Genomic DNA, 20,007 nt, shown 5'->3' with positions numbered 1-20,007 from the left:
CAATAGTGTGCTCAGCTGGCGGCAGACCATTCCTGCGCCAGCCAGCGTTGCAGCGCAATCGCCAGTTCTTCCGGCGAACCCTGGCGCTGACTGAATCCCGCCTCAAGCACCGCGCCGGGCATGGTTGCACAGGCCGCACTCTGCGTATCCTGAGTCCAGACTTCAATACCCTGCTGACGCATTCGCCCGCAGGCCGCAACGCCATCTTCGCCCATACCGCTGAAGATGATCGCACCGCAGGCCGGCCCAAACTGCTGACAGACCAAGTCCAGCACGGTCTCAATCGACGGCTGATACGGGCCGGGCCAAGGTTCATTACTCAGGCTCAGCTCACCGTCGCGACCGAACAACAGCTGCTGGGCAATCGGCACCACCAGCACTTCGCCGGCCTGCAATCGGCTCCCGGGCCGGCAATTGAGTACTTGCCACTCGTTCTGCCGCCCAATGATCTGCGGCAGCTGTTGCTCAAAGCCCGGATCGATGTGTTGGGCATAGACAAAGGCAATCGGCAGACTTGCCGGCAAGGTGTCCAGAAAGCGCTTGACCGCGGCCGGCCCGCCAAGGGACGCGCCCAGCACCCAGACGCAAGGACCGCGCTCGATCGGATTGGGCAGCGCAGCCGCAACCAGGCTCGGCGCCTGGCCCTGGGCTGGAGCCCCCAGCAACGGCAGCAGCTTGGCATACAGGCGACATTGCCAGCGCGGATAATCTTCGCTGTCAGCGACGGGAATTTCCCCCGCCCCAAGCAGCACCGGCACCTCGCTATGCTCAAGCAGCCATTCGGTCAACGGTGATTCGTCAGCCAGCTCCAGCAGCCAGGCATCAGTCTGAATCTGTGCCAGTTGCTCCGGCTGCAGCACCGCCGGATCTTCAGCAGACACGATGCGATAGCCAAAGGTACTCAATACCTTCGCCAGCTGCTTGCGCTGGCCTGCGTCGCAGGCCAGCAATGCAATACCGGGCGCCGGCTCAGTCACCACTCTCTACCAGTTGATCAATCACCTCGAGCAGCTGCGCTTCCTGATACGGTTTACCCAGATAGACGTTGACGCCGATACCGAGTGCGCGCTCACGGTGCTTCTCGCCTGTCCGCGAGGTAATCATCACGATCGGCAGCTTCTCGAGACGCGGATCGTGGCGCACCAGCGTTGCGACTTCGAAGCCGTCCATGCGCGGCATTTCGATGTCGAGCAGCATGATGTCCGGAGTAATGTCCTGCAGCTTGGCGATCGCTTCGACCCCATCCTTGGCGGTAACCACTTCCATGCCGTTGCGCTCAAGCAGGCGGCTGGTGACCTTACGCACGGTGATCGAGTCGTCGACCACCATGACCAGCGTTGGCCGCTCTTCCTCGTACTCGCCAACCAGAGCCGCACGCTCGGCGGCCAGTTGCTGCTGGGCGTGCTGCGCCTGCTGGGCACGAATCACCGCCAGCAGATCCAGAATCACAACGACCCGGCCGTCCCCGAGGATGGTCGCCCCCGAGATACCGGGCACCACGGCGAACTGCTTGCCGAGGCCCTTTACAACGATCTCGCGCGAGCCAGCCAGCGCGTCGACCTGCACCGCAACGCTGTGCTCGGCGCCACGTACCAGAATGACCGGCAGCGGCAGACTGTGGCCCGACAGTTTGGGCTGCTGGCCGGTTACCAGCAGGTCGCCGAGATAGCGCAGATCGTAGGTCTTGCCGGCGTATTCGAATGGGGGTGCGTCAGGCGCGTAATAGGCCTCCAGCTCGTACCCGGAAACCCGCACGATACCCTCGATCGTGTTAAGCGGGATGGCGTACAGGTCTTCACCCGAATACACCATCAGCGCACGGTTTACCGACACCGTGAACGGCAGGCGAATAGTGAACGTCGAGCCATTACCCGGTTCAGTAGTCAGCGTCATGCTGCCGCCGAGCTGCTTGACCTCGGCATTAACCACGTCCATACCGACGCCGCGACCCGAAATCTGCGTCACCTTCTCGGCGGTAGAGAAACCGGCTTCGAGAATGTACTGCAGCACTTCCTGATCGGTCAGGTCGGCATCCGCATCCATCAAGCCGCGCTCGATGGCCTTGCGGCGCACGGCCTCCAGATTGATACCGGCGCCGTCGTCCTGCAGGGTCAGCACGATCTCGCCGCCCTCTCGCTGCAGATCCAGACTGATCCGACCGTCGCGCGGCTTGCCACTGGCCGCCCGCTGTTCGGGCGATTCGATGCCGTGGTCAACCGCGTTGCGCAACATGTGTTCCAGCGGTCCGATCATGCGCTCCAGAACGCTACGATCCATCTCCCCTTCGGCGTTGCCGATGGCGATGTCCACGTGTTTACCCAGTTCACTGGCAACCTGACGAACCACCCGGCGCAAGCGCGGCACGAGCCGCTCGAACGGTACCATGCGGGTACGCATCAGGCCTTCCTGCAGCTCGGTGTTGACCCGCGCCTGCTGCAGCAGCAGGGTTTCGGCGTCGCGGCTGCGGGTCGCCAGCGTTTCCTTCAGATCAAGCAAGTCAGACGCAGACTCGAACAACGAGCGCGACAACTGCTGCAACTGGGAGTACTGGTCCATCTCCAGCGGGTCGAAATCTTCGTAACCGGGGCCCATCTGGTCCTGGTGGCGCGAGAGGATCTGCGCCTGGGTTTCCATGTCGAGGCGACGCAGCTGATCACGTACCCGGTCGATGGTACTTTCCACGTCCTCAAGAATGTGCGCAACGTCGGTGACCTGCTGTTCGATACGGCCACGGAAGATGGAAGTCTCACCCGCCAAGTTAACCAGTTCTTCAAGCAGCGCAGCCGAGACCTTGACACTTTCCTGAGCAGCAGCACGCTTACCGCTGTCACCAACGGCGGGAGCATCGGCTTCCATCGCCTGCTTCAGCACCGCGTTGACCTCGGCCAGAGACATACCGTCTGCGCTGGCTGCCGGCAACTCAGCCGGCGGCTCGGGGGGCACCGGCAGCGGTGCTATCGGAGTCGGGATTGGCGCCAGTGCTTCGGCACCGGATGCCAGCTGGGCTACCGCATCCTGCAGCCCGGTCAGCTGTGATTCCTGCGCGGTACCGCTAGTGAGCGCCCCTTCCAGTTGCTTGGCCTGCTCGGCCAGCGCATGCTGACCGGCCAGACGGGCGCTGCCCTTGAGGGTTTGCACTCGGTGCAGCAGGTCAGCCGCGGCAGCGGCGTCGTTATCCTTGGCAGCAAACAGCCATTCACAGGGGCCCAACAGCTCTTGGGCTTCCTCGACGAACATCGCCAGCATGCCCTGCATTGGCGGCGCCATAGCAGGTTCGGCTGTCTTGCGCTCCAACGGCTGACTGGCAGCCGGCTCGGCGCCAGGCAAGGCCGGCACCTGGGAAGGATTCCTGCGGAAGCCGTTGATCGCGGCGATCAACGCGGCGCCGTCGCTGATCGGCCTGGAGGCGACCACCCCTTCAACCATCTCGGCGAGCGCGTCGTGGCAGGCGTGCAGCAAGGCGATCAGGCCATCGCTGGACTGATAACGTCCGTCGCAGAGGCCCTCGTATACAAATTCCATCTCGTGGGCGAGATCGCCGACCGGGCGAATTTCGGCCATCCGGGCGCCACCCTTGAGGGTATGCAGATCACGCTGCAGCGCTTCGACCGCGAGCGTGTTACCCGTATCGGCAATCCACTGCTGCAGGCTGCCCGCAGCGCTATCAATAATTTCCTGCGCTTCTTCCAGGAAGATGTCGACCAGCTCAGCATCCGTACCCGCTTCGCTGAGACTCCAGCTGCCGCCCGCAGGCGCTGCCGTTTCGGGCGCTGTAATCGAATCCGGCTCGCGTTCCGCCGCGCCTGGAATAAGCGCCTGCAACGCTCGCATCTCAGTCTCGGCCGGAAGCAGATGCTGATGGGCCGCCACCTGATCCATCATGCTGATCAATCGGTCATGACCGGCCGCCAGCGCGTTCAGGACGTCCTCATCAAGCTCCAACAGCTCGGAGCGCAGGCGATCATGTACTTGCTCAAGCACATCGGCCAAGCGCTCCAGCGGCGCCAGCTCAACTTCACCCGCCACCTCGGCCAGCGCACGCAAGCTGGCCGCCAGCTCGGCGCTATCCAACTCGGGAACGCTGCCGGGCGAACGCACGTTCAGCTCGTCGCTGACATCCAGCAGCAGATCGATACCTTCCGTCAGGAAGATCGACATCAGGTCGGCACCAGCGCCGCTCTCCAGATCTGCCCTGCCGCTGTCTCGCGCCGTCAGCCCCTGTTCGCGCATGGCGTCGATACGCTGCAGGAACGCGTCAGAACCGGGAATGGTTGCCTGCGGCGCAGATGCCAGCTGCTCCAGGCCGGTCTCGAACAGGGCCACCGCATCGCCAAGCAGATCGGCCATCGCCTGATCCGCGGGAATTAGATTGGCTTTGAAGTCTTTGGTCAGTTTTTCCAGCGGTGTGGCCAGCAGCGCGATCGGCTGAATTCCGGCCATATGCGCACTGCCCTTGAGGGTATGCAGTGCGCGCTGCAGCGCGTCGCTCAACGCCCGCGGTGTGCCGTACTCGTGGCAGTCGCTGAGGTAGGCGTTGATCTGGTCGATATGATTGCGGGTCTCGTTGCGGAAAATCTCCAGCAACATCGGGTCCATGCCGCCCGCAGCCTCTGGCTCTGGCTCTGGCTCTGGCTCTGGCTCTGGCTCTGGCTGTTCCGCAGACTGGTCTGCCGAAAACGCGAGGTCAATGGCCTCAGGCTGGCCTGGTTCAAACTCTGCGAGCGGCAACTCGGGCTCTTCAGCAGAGGTATCTTCCAGCTCGGGAAGCGACACATCTTCAAGCTCTGACAGCGACCATTCCGCCTCGGACTCCGGCAGTTCTTCCAGCTCTGGCAATTCCAGCGCGTCGCTCTGTGTCTCTGGCTCAAGTTCCGGCTCAACGCCAGCCGGATCGAGACCCTCGTCCTCGAAAGCCGCAAGCGGTAGCGCCTGTTCGCCGTCGACCGGCTCTTCGGGGGTATCGAGTTCGGGCAGTTCAAACTCGCTGAAGTCGACGATTTCTTCGGCTTCGGCTTCGGCTTCGGAAGGCAGCGTGTCTGCTTCATTGCCCGCGTCAAGCGACTCTGCAGCTTCAACAGCCTCGGATGGTGCCTCCTGAACCGCTGCTGTTGACTCAGGCAGGTCTTCACCTCGAGACAGCGCGTCGGCCTGTGCGGTCAGCGCCTCAACTTCCGGCAACATGTGCTGCTGGTGCTGCTCAAAATCGCTGACCAAACGCGGCATCAGCGCGCGCACGGCATTGACGACCTGGAACAGCGACGCGTCCGCTTCAATGCTGCGATCAATTACCCGATTGAGCATGTTCTCGACGGACCAGGCCAACTCGGCGAGCACGCCCGCGCGCACCATACGGCCGCTGCCCTTGAGGGTGTGGAAAGCACGGCGTACTTCTGCGAGCGCCTTGTCATCTTCAAGATCGGCCTGCCACTGCGGCGTAAACTCGGCGAGCGTCTCCAGCACTTCACCGGCTTCTTCAACGAAGATCTCGACCAGTTCCGCATCCAGCTCGTCTTCTTCCGGCTCGGCGGCGGCTGCAGGGGCGGGCGTCGGCGCAGGAATCTCTGCTTCTGCCTCTGCCTCTGCCTCTGCCTCTGCCTCTGCCTCTGCCTCTGCCTCACTGACAGGCTGGTCAGCTGCCACAGGCTCGGCAAGCAACTCGGGCACTTCCAGCTCAGGCAGGCCGACGTCGGCGTCCGCCTCAGGCTCGACCTCGTCTGCCAGTTCACCCTGCAGGTTCTGTGGATGGTAACCAAGCAGGCCAAGACGCTCTTCAGCCACATCGAGGATGCTATCGCCCCGGTCACTGTCGTCTTCGGCCAGGCGTTCAAGGTAGTAATCAATACTGGTGATAACATCGGCCAGCGCGTCCAGTGCCGTCCAATCCGGCACCAGCGCACGCTCCACCAGCTGCTCGCTGATGTAACGACGGCAGGCCGAGACCGCGGCCGCTGCGCGAGCCAGCGGCACCATCGCCAGACCACCACGGACGCTGGTCAACAGTCCATCAATGGGCGCCAGGTAACTGTGATCCCATTGATGAGCAATAAACGCGTTGATCGCTTCGCGGGTTTCTTCCAGCGCGTTACGCGCTTCCTGCACCACCAACTGGTGGACCAGCGCAATATCCTGGGCCGCTGCAAGGCCCTGCATGTCGCTGTCGCCGCCACCATCCTGCTCGCTGCGCTCAACACCCAGAATGCCCTGCAGACTGGCTTCGACATACAGCATGCCGCCAGCCACATCCATCAAGGCGGCGTCGCTGATCGCCGACTCGCCGGACGCCAGACGACCAACCTGTTCAATCTGCTCGGTAAGCACCCGCCGCGGCTGCCCCAGCCCCAGCATCGCCAACGTGTCGGCGATGCGCTTCATCACCGGCAGCATGCCTTCCAGACCATCGAGCTGACGACGATCGCTGCGCACAAACAGATCCAGCTGATCCTTTACCTGCAGCAGCTCTTCGCCCAGCGCCAGTGCCACCGACTGCATGGCTTCACGATCAGGGCCAACCAGTCGATCACCGCCACCGCGCTGCTCTTCATTCCAGCTGCCCTTGAGCTGATAGCGTTCTTTCAGTGCATCCAGACGCGGACTGCCATCAGCGCTCTTGGCGACATAAAACAGCAGGTTGCGTAATAACTCACGCGGCGGCGAACTCTGCAGCGCTGTCGCGCCGCGCGCCATCAACTGACGTAATTCCTGATCTGCCTGACGCAGCAACTGCCTTACTGCAGCGCTGTTCTCGATGCTGCCGATCTCAAGCCCTTCGGCCACACCGGCGAAAATTGACCAGAGCTGAGCGTAGGGTGCGCCTGCACATAGCGTTTCCAGACGCACAAACACGTTGCGCAAATGTCGACTGTTCTGGGCCACATCCTGGCCGCGGATAACGCCGGCCTGGGACATCTGCAGCGCCTGGCGCAACTTCCGCAGCTGGCGTACGCTGGCGTCGTCGCTCAGATCAGCAACCCCGTCGCTACGCTGCTCGGTGTCCGCGGCGTCCAGCGCCGGACTGAACACGGCATTTTCGGACAGTAGCTTGTCACCGCGGGCGGTGCGCATGTCGTTGAGCAGCGGCAGCAACACCATCGGCAGGTCTCGACGGCCACTCTGCACCCGGTCCAGGTAAGCCGGCATCTGCAGAATCGCCTGCATCAGAACTTCCAGCGCTTCGCCTTCACGACTGGCCGAACCGTTCATCAGCGCCTGCGCCAACTGCTCCATTTCTTCGGCGAGCAAAGCCGCACCGTAGAACTCAACCATCTGCAGCGTGCCATGGACCTGATGGATATAGGTCAGACAAAAACGCAGTCGAGTCGAGTCCTCGGGGTTTTCGACAAAGGCTTCAAGGGCCTGTCGCGCTTGATTCAGCGTTTCGGATATCTCGCCCTTGACCCAGTCAAGCGCGACATAATCATGCCGATCACCCATATTCACTCCAGACGTCCATTGCTGTCCCGCCGCACATAGGCCTGCACCTGATCATCGGGCAGACGCTCGAGCAGCGGGTTGTTCCAGTCCACGATTTCACCCAGTCCGATCACCAGCATGCCACCTGGAGCCAGCCGTCTGGCAAGCAGGTTCAACAGGTCGCGACGACGCCAGCGGCGGAAATAGATGAGCAGGTTCTGGCAGAAGATGATGTCCAGGTCCTGAATCGGAGCCTGGGCCAGTTCAAGAATGTTCAAACGGGCAAAGCAGACCCGGTCACGCAGCGAATATGCCACTTCATAACGGTCATTCGGCAACGGCTGCAGCCACTCGCGGCGCTCCCGTTCGTTGAGTCCGCCAAGCCGACCGCCCGAGTAGACCGCAGTTCGCCCCTGCTCCAAGGCCTTGTGGCTGATATCGGTTGCCCAGATACCGTATCCGGCGGGATGCCCACCAGCACGGCGCAGGCTCTGCTCAACCATGATCGCCATCGAATAGGCTTCCTCGCCACTGGCGCAGCCAACGCTCCAGAGTTGCAGCGGGCGATCCGCTCCGCGCGCTTTCAACAGTTGATCGAGGTGGCGACCGACTGCGTCAAACGAGGGGCGATGGCGCATAAAGCTGGTTTCGCGCACGGTCAAGCGTTCGATCAGCGCTGACCACTCCACAGCGCCCGCAGCACCGTTAGTGACGTGCTCAAAGTAGGCCTGATAGTTGGCCATGCCGAGCTCGCGCATGCGCGCGCTCAGACTGGTCTGCAGAAAGGTCTTGCGTTGATCGCTGACGCACACGCCCGTGCGCGCTTCCAGCAGCGTTTGCCACTGACGAAACTGCTGCACGTCCATTTCCGGCAGCTGTTGCAACGACCAGTTTTGCGTTGTCTGCACGTATGACCCTCGCACTCAGCGTCTTCGGGCGGCGCCTGGCGCCACCCGTTTCAGCTTAGTCGCCCTGCTGCGGCAGTGTGAAACCATCGACCGACTGACGCATCGCCTCGGCCAGTTTCGCCAACTCACCAATGCTGCGCGCGGTCGCGGTAGTACCGGCAGAAGTCTGCGAGGTAATTTCCTGGATCACGTTCATGGTGTTGGAGATGTGGCCGGCAGACGAAGCCTGCTGACGGGCCGCGTTGGAGATGTTCTGAATCAGCGCCGCGAGACTGGTGGATACCTTTTCAATCTCTTCCAGCGCCACACCCGCGTCCTGCGCCAGACGAGCGCCGCGGACAACCTCGGAGGTGGTTTGCTCCATCGAGATAACCGCTTCGTTGGTATCGGTCTGAATGGTTTTTACCAGTGCTTCGATCTGCTTGGTTGCACCGGAGGAACGTTCTGCGAGGCGCTGAACCTCGTCCGCAACCACCGCGAAGCCTCGACCCGCGTCACCGGCCATGGAGGCCTGGATTGCGGCGTTCAATGCCAGAATGTTGGTCTGGTCGGCAATGTCGTTAATCAAGCTAACGATGTCACCGATCTCCTGGGACGATTCGCCCAGACGCTTGATCCGTTTGGAGGTGTCCTGAATCTGCTCACGAATGGTATCCATGCCAACAATGGTGTTTTGAACCACCTCGTTACCCTTGTTGGCGATGGCTACCGAGCGCTCCGCTACCGCCGCCGATTCGGAGGCGTTGGCAGATACCTGGTCAATGGAAACCGCCATCTCGTTTACCGCCGCCGAGGCGCCGGCAATCTCCTGCGCCTGGTGCTCGGAGGCTTCGGCCAGATGCATCGCGGTGCCCTGGGTTTCCTGGGCTGCGCGCTCCACTTCCTGGGCCGTATCGTTAATCGTTCCTACCAGCGCACGCAGTTGGTCGATGGACTCGTTGATGGAGTCGGCGATCGCGCCGGTGAAGTCCTCGGTCACTGTTGCCTGGGCAGTCAGGTCACCGTCGGCCAGGTCACCGATCTCGTCAAGCAGTCGCAGAATCGCCGCTTGGTCACGTTGGGTTTTCTCCAACGTCTCGTCCAGACGCAGGCGAGTATCACGGGTCAGCTGAATACCGATCAGCAGCAGACACATCAACGCGATCGCTGCCAGAACGTAACCCAGAATGGTGTTGGCAACGCGCGAATCGGCGTTGTCTTCAAAGCCTTGCGCCAAACGGGAGGCGTTCTCCAGCAGCGACTGGGAGTCGGTGAAGATGTCGTTGGCAGCGGTACGGACCTGGTACAGCTCCGGAGAGGTCAGCAGGATTTGGTCAACCGAATCGGATACGTAGCGGAACAGCGACTGAATTTCCTGCAGCCGGCTGGCCGCATCGGCATCGGCTACCTTGGTGATGCCGATACTGGCATTACCCTCAATCATGCCCTGCAGTACGCGACCGAACAGGCTAGCATCACGGCCAAAACTGTCGGCGGCCATCACCGCGTCTTCATCACCTTCCAGTACCCGGTTTACCGAGCCCAGGATACGCTCTGCCAGCAACGACTGACGCTGAGCGATGGCGACCTGATCGGCCGGTGAATCACTGGCAATCAACACGTCTACAACGTCTTCATACTCGACCTGCAGCTGCGGAACGGTATCGGACAGCGTCGCGGCAACCTCATGCAATGACAGTACCGTGGTCTGGCTGGCAAGGATCGCGTCGGCATTGCGGCGTACCTTGTCCCAGTCAGCCTGCAGCTGCGCCTGCTGATCCGCCATGCTGGACGGCATCGGCGGCAGCCCGGACGCCGCGTCGCCCTTGACCAGGTAGTCCCAGCGCTGCTGGAAGTCGTTACGGGCGCTCAGCAGCAGGCCGAACGCTTCCGGCGTACCGGTTGCGGCTTCTGTTGCCGACTTGGAGATCTGCTGGGAGAGAACCCGCAGCTCGCCCGCGTGACCAATATATTCGGTGTCACGCGAGCTTTGCGTGTTCAGGTAAAGGAAGTTGGCGATCAGCAAAACCAGCGACAGCAGCAGAATGGCACCCAGGCCAAGTACCGTTCGGTTGCTTCGCAAGGAAGACAGCGTCTGTGTATCAAGTATCTTCATATTACTGGCCCCTACCTGGCCTACGGCTGTTTTTTCTGGCTAATCATGCTCCAGCGCAATTCGGGGCTTTTCCCGGTTGCGCCAATTCCGATCAGATGGCTACGTCGAGAAAATCCTGATCACGTGCCAGGGCGCGAAAGTTGAATACCAGCGCGTCGCGCTCCCCTCGGTATCCACCTACAACATAGGGCCGCACCCGCGGCTCAAGCTCCGGCAACTCGGTACTGAAAGTGCTGACCGGCAAATGCTGCATCCCCAGTACTTCGTCGACCAGCAAGCCGACGAACAGGTCGTCACGATCAAACACCAGTACCCGGCGCTGCTTGCGCCCACCTCCGGCGGTGACTCCGAAGAAACGGCTCATGTCGACAATCGGCAACAAACGCCCACGCACGTTGGCTACACCGCGCACCCAGGCCTTGACCCGGGGCAACGCGGTGTAACGTGGTTCGTGCAGGATTTCAGTAATTTCACCCATGGCCGCCAGCATCACATGGCCGGCGAGGCGAAAGCCGACGCCACTCCAGGTCTCGCTGACCTCGTCCTGAGACGGCAGGCCGGCTGCCTGCTGGCGGCACTGGCCAGCCAGCTGCTGGAGCAGTTCGAAAGGATGTTGAATATCTGACATGCCGTCCCTGTTCTCGTTCTTATCCGGCATCGAAGGCGCCGGCACCTAGCTGCCGAGCACGGTTTTCAGGGTCTTGATCAAGGTAGACTCATCGACGGGTTTGGTCAGATAGTCCTTGGCGCCCTGACGGGTGCCCCATACCTTGTCGGTTTCCTGATCCTTGGTAGTGACGATGATGACCGGAATATGATTGGTTTCCGGGTCCTTGGTCAGCTGGCGGGTTGCCTGAAAGCCGTTAAGGCCCGGCATGACGATATCCATCAGCACCGCATCCGGCTTCTCCTGACGGGCAAGCGCCACGCCATCGGCACCATTTTCGGCCTTGAGTACTTCGTAGCCGTGTTTTTCCAGCATGCCGGTCAGCTTGTACAGCTCGGTCGGCGAATCATCTACTACCAAAATGCGGGCCATCAGACTCCCCCGGGTTGTTCTTCGTATTGATTGCTACTCAGGCGCCGGCGGCGCCCGCGACGCTGCCGCTCTGCGGAACATGGGCGCGAATGGCCCCCAGCAGTTCTTCCTTGCTGAACGGTTTGGTCAGGTACTGATCGGACCCGACGATCCGCCCCTTGGCCTTGTCAAACAAGCCGTCCTTACTCGACAGCATGATCACCGGGGTAGCCCGGAAGGCGCTGTTGTTCTTGATCAGGGCACAGGTCTGATAGCCGTCCAGACGCGGCATCATGATGTCGACAAAGATGATATCCGGGTGGTTGTCGGCAATCTTGGCCAGTGCATCAAAGCCGTCAACCGCAGTGATGACGTTACAGCCAACTTTCTTCAGCAGGGTCTCGGCCGTGCGTCGGATCGTCTTGCTGTCATCAATCACCATGACCTTGAGGCTCTCGAAATTTTCTTCCATAAGACCAGCCTTTGTTATTGATGGAGGGTCGATTCAGTAGGCTGCCGCGCGGCACCCCTCGACCAGCCAATTCCCTTTCCGCGTACTTTTAGCATAGATTCAGCAGGCAATCTATAAAGCTGGCGCAGCGCCGAGACGACAGAGCAAGCCGGTCCACACTGGCTGCGCAGACGCTGTGGCGCTACACTCGATTCCCCTTCCGAAACAGCCAGGAAAGCACACATCCTATGCGAATTCGCCTCGGTATCGTCATGGATCCAATCAACGCGATCCAATACAAAAAGGACAGCTCGCTGGCCATGCTGCTGGCCGCCAGTGCTCGCAACTGGGAACTCTTCTACATGGAGCCCCAGGACCTCTATCTGGCCAACGGCAAAGCCATGGGCTGCTTCCGCCCGCTGCAAGTTCATGCCAACCCCGATCACTGGTACGACCTGGGCGAACAGCAGCAGGCCCCGCTTGATTCGCTGGATGTGATCCTGATGCGCAAGGATCCGCCGTTCGACAACGAATTCCTCTACGCAACGCACATTCTGGAAGCGGCAGAACGCGACGGCGTGCTGATCGTCAACCGACCAGCCAGTCTGCGCGACTGCAACGAGAAGCTGTTTGCTACCCAGTTCCCTCAGTGTGCGCCGGATCACATTGTGACCCGCCGCGCGGACATTCTCCGCGAATTCGCTACCCGGCACCGTGACGTTATTCTCAAACCGCTCGACGGGATGGGCGGCTCCATGATTTTCCGTATAAGGGAAGGCGACCCGAACCTCAGCGTAATCATCGAGACCCTGACCTGCCATGGCACCCAGCAGATCATGGCCCAGCGCTACCTCCCGGAAATCAAGGATGGCGACAAGCGCATCCTGATGATCAAGGGCGAACCGGTACCCTACTGCCTGGCACGGATCCCACAGCAAGGCGAAACCCGCGGCAACCTCGCCGCTGGCGGCCGAGGCGAGGCGCGGCCACTGACCGAGCGCGACCGCTGGATCGCCGAGCAGGTCGGGCCGGCACTGCGTGAACGCGGACTGCTGTTCGTTGGCCTGGACGTGATCGGCGACTACCTCACCGAAATCAACGTCACCAGCCCTACCTGCATCCGCGAAATCGACGCGGCCTACGACACAGACATCGGCGGCCGTCTGATGGACGCCATCGAAGAGTTGCTGCAGGCCCGCTGATCCCTGCCCGCAGCCGAGCACAGATGTTCGGCGGCGTGACGCAGCACATGGACTTTTGCAACCGCCGCGGGCAGACTTCACCGGACAGTGACAGCACCTAGCACACGGACCGCATGAACAACGCAGCGCCCCCCTCTACCCCCAGCAGCCCTCCGACCATCACCCCCCGTGATCGCCTCGGCTTCACCCTGTTTCTGGCTGCCGTGCTGCATGCGCTGATCATCCTCGGCATTACCTTCGATATCCCGACCCCGAGCGAGCTATCGAAAAGCCTCGAAATCACCCTTGCGACCCAGCACAGCGAAGCGCCGCCAGAAGACGCTGACTACCTTGCCCAACTGAATCAGCAGGGCAGCGGCACACTCGACGAAAAGGCCGCACCCAGCACCACGGAAGAAGCGCCCTTCCAGGACAGCGAGATCAACAAGATCAGCCCGCCGCCGCAGGTCAGTGCACCGCCACCTGCGCCAGTGCAGCAAAAGACCGTGACGACCACCGCACCCAGCCCGCAACGCGTCGTTACCGCCCCGCCCACGCCCAAACCGATACCGGCGCCCGCCGCACAACTGCGCTTCGACATGAATGATCTGTCGCGAGAAATCGCCAGCCTCGAAGCGCAACTGGCCGAAGACCGCCAGGCCTACGCCCGCCGCCCGCGCATATTGCGCCTCAACGCGGCCTCGACCATGCAGGACAAGGGCGCCTTCTATAAAGATGCCTGGCGCCGCAAGGTCGAGCAGGTCGGCAATCTGAACTACCCGGCCGAGGCCCGCGCCAACCGCATTTACGGCAGCCTGCGCCTGCTGGTACAGATCAACCGCGACGGCACCCTGCGCGACGTACAGATCCTTGAGTCCTCCGGCGAGCAGATACTGGACCAGGCCGCCATGCGCATCGTCCGGCTGGCCGCTCCGTTCATGCCCTTTACCGGCGATCTGATGGACATCGACGTGCTAGAGATTATCCGCACCTGGCGCTTCGAGCCGGGCGACCGGGTATCCAGCTTCTGACCAGCAGACCTGCCGCCTGCGCGGCAATTCTGCCCTTGCCCTGCCACGCCTTCGGCCCAATACTATGGGCATGATGCAGACGACCCCGAGCAATCTCACCCATCACTTCCTGATCGCCATGCCCCACATGGCCGATCCGCATTTCGATCACAGCCTGATCTACCTCTGCGAACACGGTGCCGAGGGCGCCATGGGGCTGATCATCAACCAGCCGAGCGAGCTCAACTTGAGCGACCTGCTTGAGCAGCTGGCGCCCGACCTCGCCACCTTGAGCGATCTGTCCGTGCTCAACGGCGGGCCGGTTGAACCCGAGCGCGGCTTCGTGCTGCACGGTGGCAGCCGCAAATGGGAGTCGAGCGTCGATCTCGGACCGCTGACCCTGACCACCTCACGGGATATTCTCTGCGACATGGCCCAGGGCGAAGGCCCGGACAACGTGCTGATTACCCTTGGCTACGCCGGCTGGGGCGCGGGTCAGCTGGAGCAGGAGCTGGCCGACAACGTCTGGCTGAGCTGCCCGGCTGACCACAGCATTCTGTTTAACCTGCCCTGTGATCAGCGCCTCGCGGCGGCGGCGCGCTCCCTCGGGGTGGACTGGAGTCTGCTGACCAGCCAGGCGGGCCACGCCTGATGCCAACAGCCCACCGCCGCGCCATGGCCTTCGACTACGGCACGCGCCAGATCGGCGTTGCCGTTGGCCAGACCCTGACCGGCAGCGCCGAACCACTGACCAATTTGCGTGCCCGCGACGGCGTACCGGACTGGGACCAGATCGCCAAGCTCATCCGCGAGTGGGAACCCAACGTGCTGGTCGTCGGCCTGCCATTGAACATGGACGGCAGCGCCAGCGATATGAGCGAACGCGCCGCCCGCTTCGCCCGGCGCCTGAATGGCCGCTTCCAGCTGCCAGTCGAGACCGTCGACGAGCGCCTGAGTACCTTTGAAGCCAAACAACACCTCAAGTCGCAGGGACGCACACCGAGCAGCTACCGGGACGATCCGGTCGACAGCCTCGCCGCGGCCCTGCTGCTGCAGACCTGGCTGAGCAGCCAGAGCAAGGAGACACCATGAGTACACTTCCCGCGGTCGATAGCCTGCTGAACAGCATGGCCGACCAGCTGCGCGCCCATCTCAGCGCGCGGCAGATCAGCGACCCGGCCTTTGTCGGCATTCATACCGGCGGCGTCTGGATCGCCGATGCGCTGCATGCTGCAGTTGCCCCTGAGGCGCCGATGGGCACGCTGGACATTGCCTTCTACCGCGACGACTTCGAGCAGCACGGTCTGCCGCAGCGGGTGCGCCCATCCGAGCTGCCGTTCAGCGTCGACGACCGCCACATCATTGTGGTCGACGACGTGCTGATGACCGGCCGGACTATCCGCGCCGCGCTCAACGAACTGTTCGATTATGGCCGCCCGGCCTCCGTCACCCTGGTGACCCTGATCGACGTCGATGCGCGCCAGCTGCCGATCCGCGCCGACATCCTCGGCGCCACGCTGGCTCTGGCCCCTGGCCAGCGCGTAAAATTGTCCGGCCCTACCCCGCTGCAACTGACCCTGACCGACGCCGCTACCAATTGAGATCGCCATGAGCCTGACGCCGCATCACCTGCAACTCAACCAACAGGGCCAGCTGCGCCACTTCCTGACCATTGAAGGGCTGTCACGTGAGCTGCTGACCGAACTACTCGACACCGCCGACTCCTTTCTTGAAGTCGGCGAACGCGCCGTCAAGAAAGTCCCGCTGCTTCGCGGCAAGACGGTCTGCAACGTGTTTTTCGAGAATTCGACCCGCACCCGCACCACCTTCGAGCTGGCGGCCAAGCGCCTGTCAGCCGACGTGCTCAACTTGAATATTTCGACCTCCTCGACCAGCAAGGGTGAAACCCTGTACGACACCCTGCAGAACCTGGAGGCAATGGCCGCCGACATGTTCGTCGTCCGTCATGGCGACTCCGGCGCCGCGCATTTCATTGCCGAACGGGTCTGCCCAGAGGTTGCGGTGATCAACGCTGGTGACGGCAACCACGCGCACCCGACCCAGGCGATGCTCGACATGCTCACCATCCGCCGTCACCGCGGCGACTTCGAGAATCTCTCCGTTGCCATTGTCGGCGACATCCTGCACTCGCGGGTGGCGCGCTCGAACATGCTGGCACTGAAGACCCTCGGCTGCCCGGACATTCGCGTCATTGCCCCGCGTACCCTGTTGCCCGAAGGCATCGACCAGTACGGCGTGCGCGTCTTCAACGACCTGCGTGTCGGCCTGCGCGACGTCGACGTGGTAATCATGCTGCGGCTGCAGAAAGAGCGCATGCAAAGCGGCCTGCTGCCGAGCGAAAGCGAGTTCTACAAGCTCTACGGCCTGACCCGTGAAACCCTCGCACTGGCCAAGCCCGATGCGCTGGTCATGCACCCCGGCCCGATCAACCGTGGCGTCGAAATCGAATCCGAAGTCGCCGACGGGCCGCAGTCGGTGATCCTCAAACAGGTGACCTACGGCATCGCTGTGCGCATGGCCGTGATGTCGATGGCCATGACCGGACAGACCACCCAGCGCCAGCTCAACCAGGAAGCGAACTGAACCATGCGACTGACGATTGAAGGCGCCCGGGTCATCGACCCCGCCAGCCAGTTTGATGAAATTACCGACCTGCATATCGCCGCTGGCCACATTCAGGCTATCGGCGCAGCTCCGGAAGGCTTCACGCCGAACCAGCGCATCGACGCCCGCGGGCTGATCGCCTGTCCGGGTCTGGTCGACATCAACGTATCCCTGCGCGAGCCCGGCTACAGCCGCAAGGGCAGCATTGCCAGCGAGACCCGCGCGGCCGCCGCCGGTGGCGTTACCACCCTGTGCTGCCCGCCAGACAGCCGCCCGGTGCTCGACACCCCGGCGGTCGCCGAACTGATCCTTGATCGCAGTCAGGCCGCCGGCAACGCCCGCGTCCTGCCGATCGGCGCCCTGACCAAGGGCCTGGACGGCGAGCAACTGAGTGAGCTGGTCGCCCTGCGTGACGCCGGGTGCGTTGCCTTTACCCAGGGCCTAGCGCCGATGGGCAGCAACCGTATCCTGCGCCGCTCACTGGAATACGCAGCGACCTTCGGCCTGACCATCATTTTTACCCCGCAGGACGCCGATCTGGCCGAGGGCGGGATGGCCCACGAAGGCCCGACCGCCTCCCGCCTCGGTCTGGTCGGCATTCCGGAGAGCGCCGAAACCGTTGCGCTGGCCCGTGACCTGCTGCTGATCGAACAGACCGGCGTGCGCGCCCACTTCAGCGGCCTGACCAGCGCCCGCGCCATGGACATGCTGGCCGATGCGCAGGCCCGCGGCCTGCCGGTAACCGCTGATGTCGCGGCTTATCAACTGCTGCTGTGCGACGAAGACCTGACCGGTTTCTCCAGCCAACTGCACGTCATGCCACCGCTGCGCTCGGCGGCTGACCGCCGCGCACTGCGCCAGGCGGTGCAGAGCGGCGTGGTACAAGCCATCGCCTCGCACCACCAGCCGCACGAAGCCGAGTCCAAGCGAGTACCCTTTGCCGCCTCCGCCCCCGGCATCAGCAGCGTCGAGATCCTGCTGCCGCTGACCATGACGCTGGTTGCCGACGGTCTGCTTGAAATGCCGGCGGCGCTCTCGCGGGTGACCACCGGCCCGGCGGCCGCACTCGGCATCGCCGCCGGCCAGCTGACTCAGGGAGGGCTTGCCGACATCACCCTGTTCGACCCGGCGCAGGCATGCGAAATTGGCCGAAACTGGCTGTCCAAAGGCGCCAACTGTCCTTTCATCGGACAAGGCGCCCCGGTGGCGGTTACTCACACTCTCTACGGCGGGAAACTGGTATATCAGGCACCCTGACGCTGTAGTCGGTTGAACGCCGTGCGCGGCATACACTGAGCGATTGGAAGGAGTCCGGGCATGGCCGCATTCGGCTTGCGTGGCAAATCACTGCTGGCCCTGCTGCTGGCCTGTCTGTTGGCCCTGGTGCCTGCTGGCCTGATTGGCTGGTCGGTGCTCAACGGCATTCACGAACACTTCGGCGAGGCCTATGCGCGCAACGCGACGCTGCTGAACCGCGAGCGCATCAGCGCACCGATCAGCCGCGAGCTGGCACTCTCACTGCGCTTTGCCAACTCCGAAGTGACGCGCCAGTGGCTGCGCGACCCGAACGATCCGGCCAAGGCCGACCTGTTCTTCCGCGAAGCCGAGCTGTACCGCGCTGACTTCCGTGACCATGCCTACTTTATCGGCCGGCTGGACAACCTGGGCTACTACTTCAACGGCGGCGACCAAGCGCAGAGCCAGGCCCCGCGCTATATTCTCAACCCCGAGTCCGACGCCGACAGCTGGTTCTTCAGCACCCTGCGCAACACCGAGGACTACAACCTCAACGTCGACACCAACCCCGAGCTGAACACCACCAAGGTGTGGCTCAACATGGTGGTCAAGGATCACGACGGCAGCGTCCTCGCACTGGCGGGATCCGGCCTGGACCTGTCGAGCTTCATCCGCGACTTCATTACCAGCGATGATCCGGGCGTCACGCCGATGATCATCGACGCCCAGGGCGCTATCCAGGCCCACAGCGACCGCAGCCTCATCGCGCTGAACTCCGGCGCGGACGCCAACAAGGGCGCCGGCGCCAATCTGCTGAACCTGATCAGCCCGCAGGATCAAGCCGCGGTCACCGATGCCATCGCTAGCACTGGTGCAGAACCGGGCAGCGTGCGCATCCTGCCGGTCGCACTGCAAGGCGCCAACCAGCTGCTGGCGATGACATACATTCCCGAGCTGGACTGGTATGTGGTCAACGCCATCGACCTGACCACCGCCGAGGTCATCGACAGCACCTGGCTGACGCCACTGCTGATCGGTCTGGCGGCGCTGCTGACCATTCTGGTACTGATCTTCGCTGTCGCTATCGAGCGTCTGCTGCTCGGCCCCTTGCGCCAGCTCAAGCGCGGCGCTCAGGCCATGGCCGCGGGCAATTATGACGTGGCCATGCCGGCCGCTCGCGACGACGAGATCGGCGAGCTGAGCGATGCCTTTGGCGTCATGGCCGAGAAGGTCCGCACCCATACCCAAGAACTTGAACAGCGCGTGCAGGAGCGCACCCGCGACCTCGAGCAGGTCAACCTGCAAATGAGCAATGCCCAGCGCAAGATCGAAGACTCGATCGATTACGCCAGCCTGATTCAGCGTTCCATCCTGCCCAATCGCGAATTGGTCAACGCTCTCGGCGAGCACCACGCGGTACTGTGGCGCCCCCGCGACGTAGTCGGTGGGGATTTCTACATTTTCCGCCACGAAGATAACCAGTGCCTGTTTGGCGTCGTCGACTGCGCCGGCCATGGTGTACCCGGCGCCCTGATGACCATGCTCGCCCATGCGGCGCTGGATCAGGCGATCAGCGACTGTGGCATGAACGATCCGGCAGCCATTCTCCGCCGTACCGACCAAATCGTTCGACACATGCTCAGCGACTCTGGCGAAGCCCGCTCGATTGCGACCAACATGGACGTCGGCCTCGCCTACGTTGATCTACAGCAACGCCAGATCACCTTCGCCGGTGCCAAAATTGCCCTGTATCACAGTGACGGCGATCAGGTTGATCATCTGCCGGGCGCACGCAGGGCATTGGGCGACAAGCGCATCGGTGACTATCACAATACGGAGATCGAGCTGCGCCCCGGTCGCACGTTCTACCTGTGCACCGACGGTTTCCTTGATCAGGCGGGCGGCGACCGCGGCTTTGGCTTCGGTAACAGCCGTTTTGCCGAGATGCTGCGCCGCCACGCCAGCCTGCCGCTGGACGAGCAAAGCGCAGCATTCAGCGATACACTGGCCGCCTATCAGGGCGACTACCCTCAACGCGACGACATCACCATGCTGTGTTTCCGCTTTGACTGA

At 62.5% G+C, this 20,007-nt stretch carries 15 protein-coding genes; 8 read left to right on the top strand and 7 right to left on the bottom strand.

Annotation, left to right across the window (positions count from 1 at the left end):
* Positions 1-11: 11 nt before the first annotated feature.
* The 7 genes from AAFM31_RS12040 to AAFM31_RS12010 all read right to left on the bottom strand — a co-directional run bounded on the left by AAFM31_RS12040 (position 12) and on the right by AAFM31_RS12010 (position 11,903).
* Complete coding sequence (locus AAFM31_RS12040) at positions 12-977, bottom strand: chemotaxis protein CheB (RefSeq protein WP_341708181.1); 966 nt, start codon at positions 975-977, stop codon at positions 12-14.
* Positions 970-7,431, bottom strand: coding sequence for an Hpt domain-containing protein (locus AAFM31_RS12035; protein WP_341708180.1), 6,462 nt, complete (start codon positions 7,429-7,431; stop codon positions 970-972). The genes AAFM31_RS12040 and AAFM31_RS12035 overlap by 8 nt, the downstream gene beginning before the upstream one ends.
* 2 nt (positions 7,432-7,433) lie before the next feature.
* Positions 7,434-8,318: a CheR family methyltransferase gene (locus AAFM31_RS12030; RefSeq protein WP_341708179.1), complete on the bottom strand. Its 885-nt coding sequence runs from the start codon at positions 8,316-8,318 to the stop codon at positions 7,434-7,436.
* A 55-nt stretch (positions 8,319-8,373) separates the two neighbouring features.
* Positions 8,374-10,413 carry a methyl-accepting chemotaxis protein gene (locus tag AAFM31_RS12025; protein ID WP_341708178.1) on the bottom strand — a complete coding sequence of 680 codons (2,040 nt, stop codon included), beginning with the start codon at positions 10,411-10,413 and terminating at the stop codon, positions 8,374-8,376.
* Between the two features lie 91 nt (positions 10,414-10,504).
* Positions 10,505-11,041 carry a chemotaxis protein CheW gene (locus AAFM31_RS12020; protein ID WP_341708177.1) on the bottom strand — a complete coding sequence of 179 codons (537 nt, stop codon included), beginning with the start codon at positions 11,039-11,041 and terminating at the stop codon, positions 10,505-10,507.
* Between the two features lie 45 nt (positions 11,042-11,086).
* Positions 11,087-11,452: a twitching motility response regulator PilH gene (pilH, locus tag AAFM31_RS12015; protein ID WP_088276064.1), complete on the bottom strand. Its 366-nt coding sequence runs from the start codon at positions 11,450-11,452 to the stop codon at positions 11,087-11,089.
* A gap of 37 nt (positions 11,453-11,489) precedes the next feature.
* Positions 11,490-11,903: a PleD family two-component system response regulator gene (locus AAFM31_RS12010; RefSeq protein ID WP_104736514.1), complete on the bottom strand. Its 414-nt coding sequence runs from the start codon at positions 11,901-11,903 to the stop codon at positions 11,490-11,492.
* 227 nt (positions 11,904-12,130) lie between these two features.
* Between AAFM31_RS12010 and gshB the strand changes: the two genes are divergently transcribed.
* The 8 genes from gshB to siaA all read left to right on the top strand — a co-directional run bounded on the left by gshB (position 12,131) and on the right by siaA (position 20,007).
* Complete coding sequence (gene gshB / locus AAFM31_RS12005) at positions 12,131-13,084, top strand: glutathione synthase (protein ID WP_341708176.1); 954 nt, start codon at positions 12,131-12,133, stop codon at positions 13,082-13,084.
* Positions 13,085-13,197: 113 nt separating this feature from the next.
* Positions 13,198-14,094 (top strand): energy transducer TonB, encoded by an 897-nt coding sequence (locus tag AAFM31_RS12000; RefSeq protein ID WP_341708175.1) that lies wholly within the window; start codon positions 13,198-13,200, stop codon positions 14,092-14,094.
* Positions 14,095-14,164: 70 nt separating this feature from the next.
* Complete coding sequence (locus tag AAFM31_RS11995; protein WP_341708174.1) at positions 14,165-14,725, top strand: YqgE/AlgH family protein; 561 nt, start codon at positions 14,165-14,167, stop codon at positions 14,723-14,725.
* A complete protein-coding gene (ruvX, locus tag AAFM31_RS11990) occupies positions 14,725-15,165 on the top strand; it encodes a Holliday junction resolvase RuvX (RefSeq protein ID WP_341708173.1) in 441 nt (146 codons plus the stop codon). Before AAFM31_RS11995 ends, ruvX begins: the two co-directional genes overlap by 1 nt.
* On the top strand, positions 15,162-15,674 hold the full coding sequence (pyrR, locus tag AAFM31_RS11985) for a bifunctional pyr operon transcriptional regulator/uracil phosphoribosyltransferase PyrR (protein ID WP_341708172.1): 513 nt from the start codon (positions 15,162-15,164) through the stop codon (positions 15,672-15,674). The genes ruvX and pyrR overlap by 4 nt, the downstream gene beginning before the upstream one ends.
* A 7-nt stretch (positions 15,675-15,681) precedes the next feature.
* Positions 15,682-16,677, top strand: coding sequence for an aspartate carbamoyltransferase catalytic subunit (locus tag AAFM31_RS11980; RefSeq protein ID WP_341708171.1), 996 nt, complete (start codon positions 15,682-15,684; stop codon positions 16,675-16,677).
* A 3-nt stretch (positions 16,678-16,680) separates the two neighbouring features.
* On the top strand, positions 16,681-17,955 hold the full coding sequence (locus tag AAFM31_RS11975; RefSeq protein WP_341708170.1) for a dihydroorotase: 1,275 nt from the start codon (positions 16,681-16,683) through the stop codon (positions 17,953-17,955).
* Between the two features lie 60 nt (positions 17,956-18,015).
* Positions 18,016-20,007, top strand: coding sequence for a biofilm regulation protein phosphatase SiaA (gene siaA, locus AAFM31_RS11970; protein ID WP_341708169.1), 1,992 nt, complete (start codon positions 18,016-18,018; stop codon positions 20,005-20,007).

Origin of the sequence: Halopseudomonas sp. (genome assembly GCF_038130085.1) — a bacterium.
Classification (GTDB): domain Bacteria; phylum Pseudomonadota; class Gammaproteobacteria; order Pseudomonadales; family Pseudomonadaceae; genus Halopseudomonas.
Note: the sequence above shows the minus strand (reverse complement) of the source record. Positions and strands in the feature narration are given on the sequence as shown.

Bases quoted from the DNA above. Each gene is read 5' to 3' on its own strand.
- pyrR (WP_341708172.1), top strand. From the start codon at position 15,162: ATGAGTACACTTCCCGCGGTCGATAGCCTGCTGAACAGCATGGCCGAC.
- AAFM31_RS12010 (WP_104736514.1), bottom strand. From the start codon at position 11,903: ATGGAAGAAAATTTCGAGAGCCTCAAGGTCATGGTGATTGATGACAGC.
- siaA (WP_341708169.1), top strand. From the start codon at position 18,016: ATGGCCGCATTCGGCTTGCGTGGCAAATCACTGCTGGCCCTGCTGCTG.
- AAFM31_RS12000 (WP_341708175.1), top strand. From the start codon at position 13,198: ATGAACAACGCAGCGCCCCCCTCTACCCCCAGCAGCCCTCCGACCATC.
- AAFM31_RS11995 (WP_341708174.1), top strand. From the start codon at position 14,165: ATGATGCAGACGACCCCGAGCAATCTCACCCATCACTTCCTGATCGCC.
- ruvX (WP_341708173.1), top strand. From the start codon at position 14,725: ATGCCAACAGCCCACCGCCGCGCCATGGCCTTCGACTACGGCACGCGC.
- pilH (WP_088276064.1), bottom strand. From the start codon at position 11,452: ATGGCCCGCATTTTGGTAGTAGATGATTCGCCGACCGAGCTGTACAAG.
- AAFM31_RS11980 (WP_341708171.1), top strand. From the start codon at position 15,682: ATGAGCCTGACGCCGCATCACCTGCAACTCAACCAACAGGGCCAGCTG.
- AAFM31_RS12025 (WP_341708178.1), bottom strand. From the start codon at position 10,413: ATGAAGATACTTGATACACAGACGCTGTCTTCCTTGCGAAGCAACCGA.
- AAFM31_RS11975 (WP_341708170.1), top strand. From the start codon at position 16,681: ATGCGACTGACGATTGAAGGCGCCCGGGTCATCGACCCCGCCAGCCAG.
- gshB (WP_341708176.1), top strand. From the start codon at position 12,131: ATGCGAATTCGCCTCGGTATCGTCATGGATCCAATCAACGCGATCCAA.
- AAFM31_RS12035 (WP_341708180.1), bottom strand. From the start codon at position 7,431: ATGGGTGATCGGCATGATTATGTCGCGCTTGACTGGGTCAAGGGCGAG.
- AAFM31_RS12020 (WP_341708177.1), bottom strand. From the start codon at position 11,041: ATGTCAGATATTCAACATCCTTTCGAACTGCTCCAGCAGCTGGCTGGC.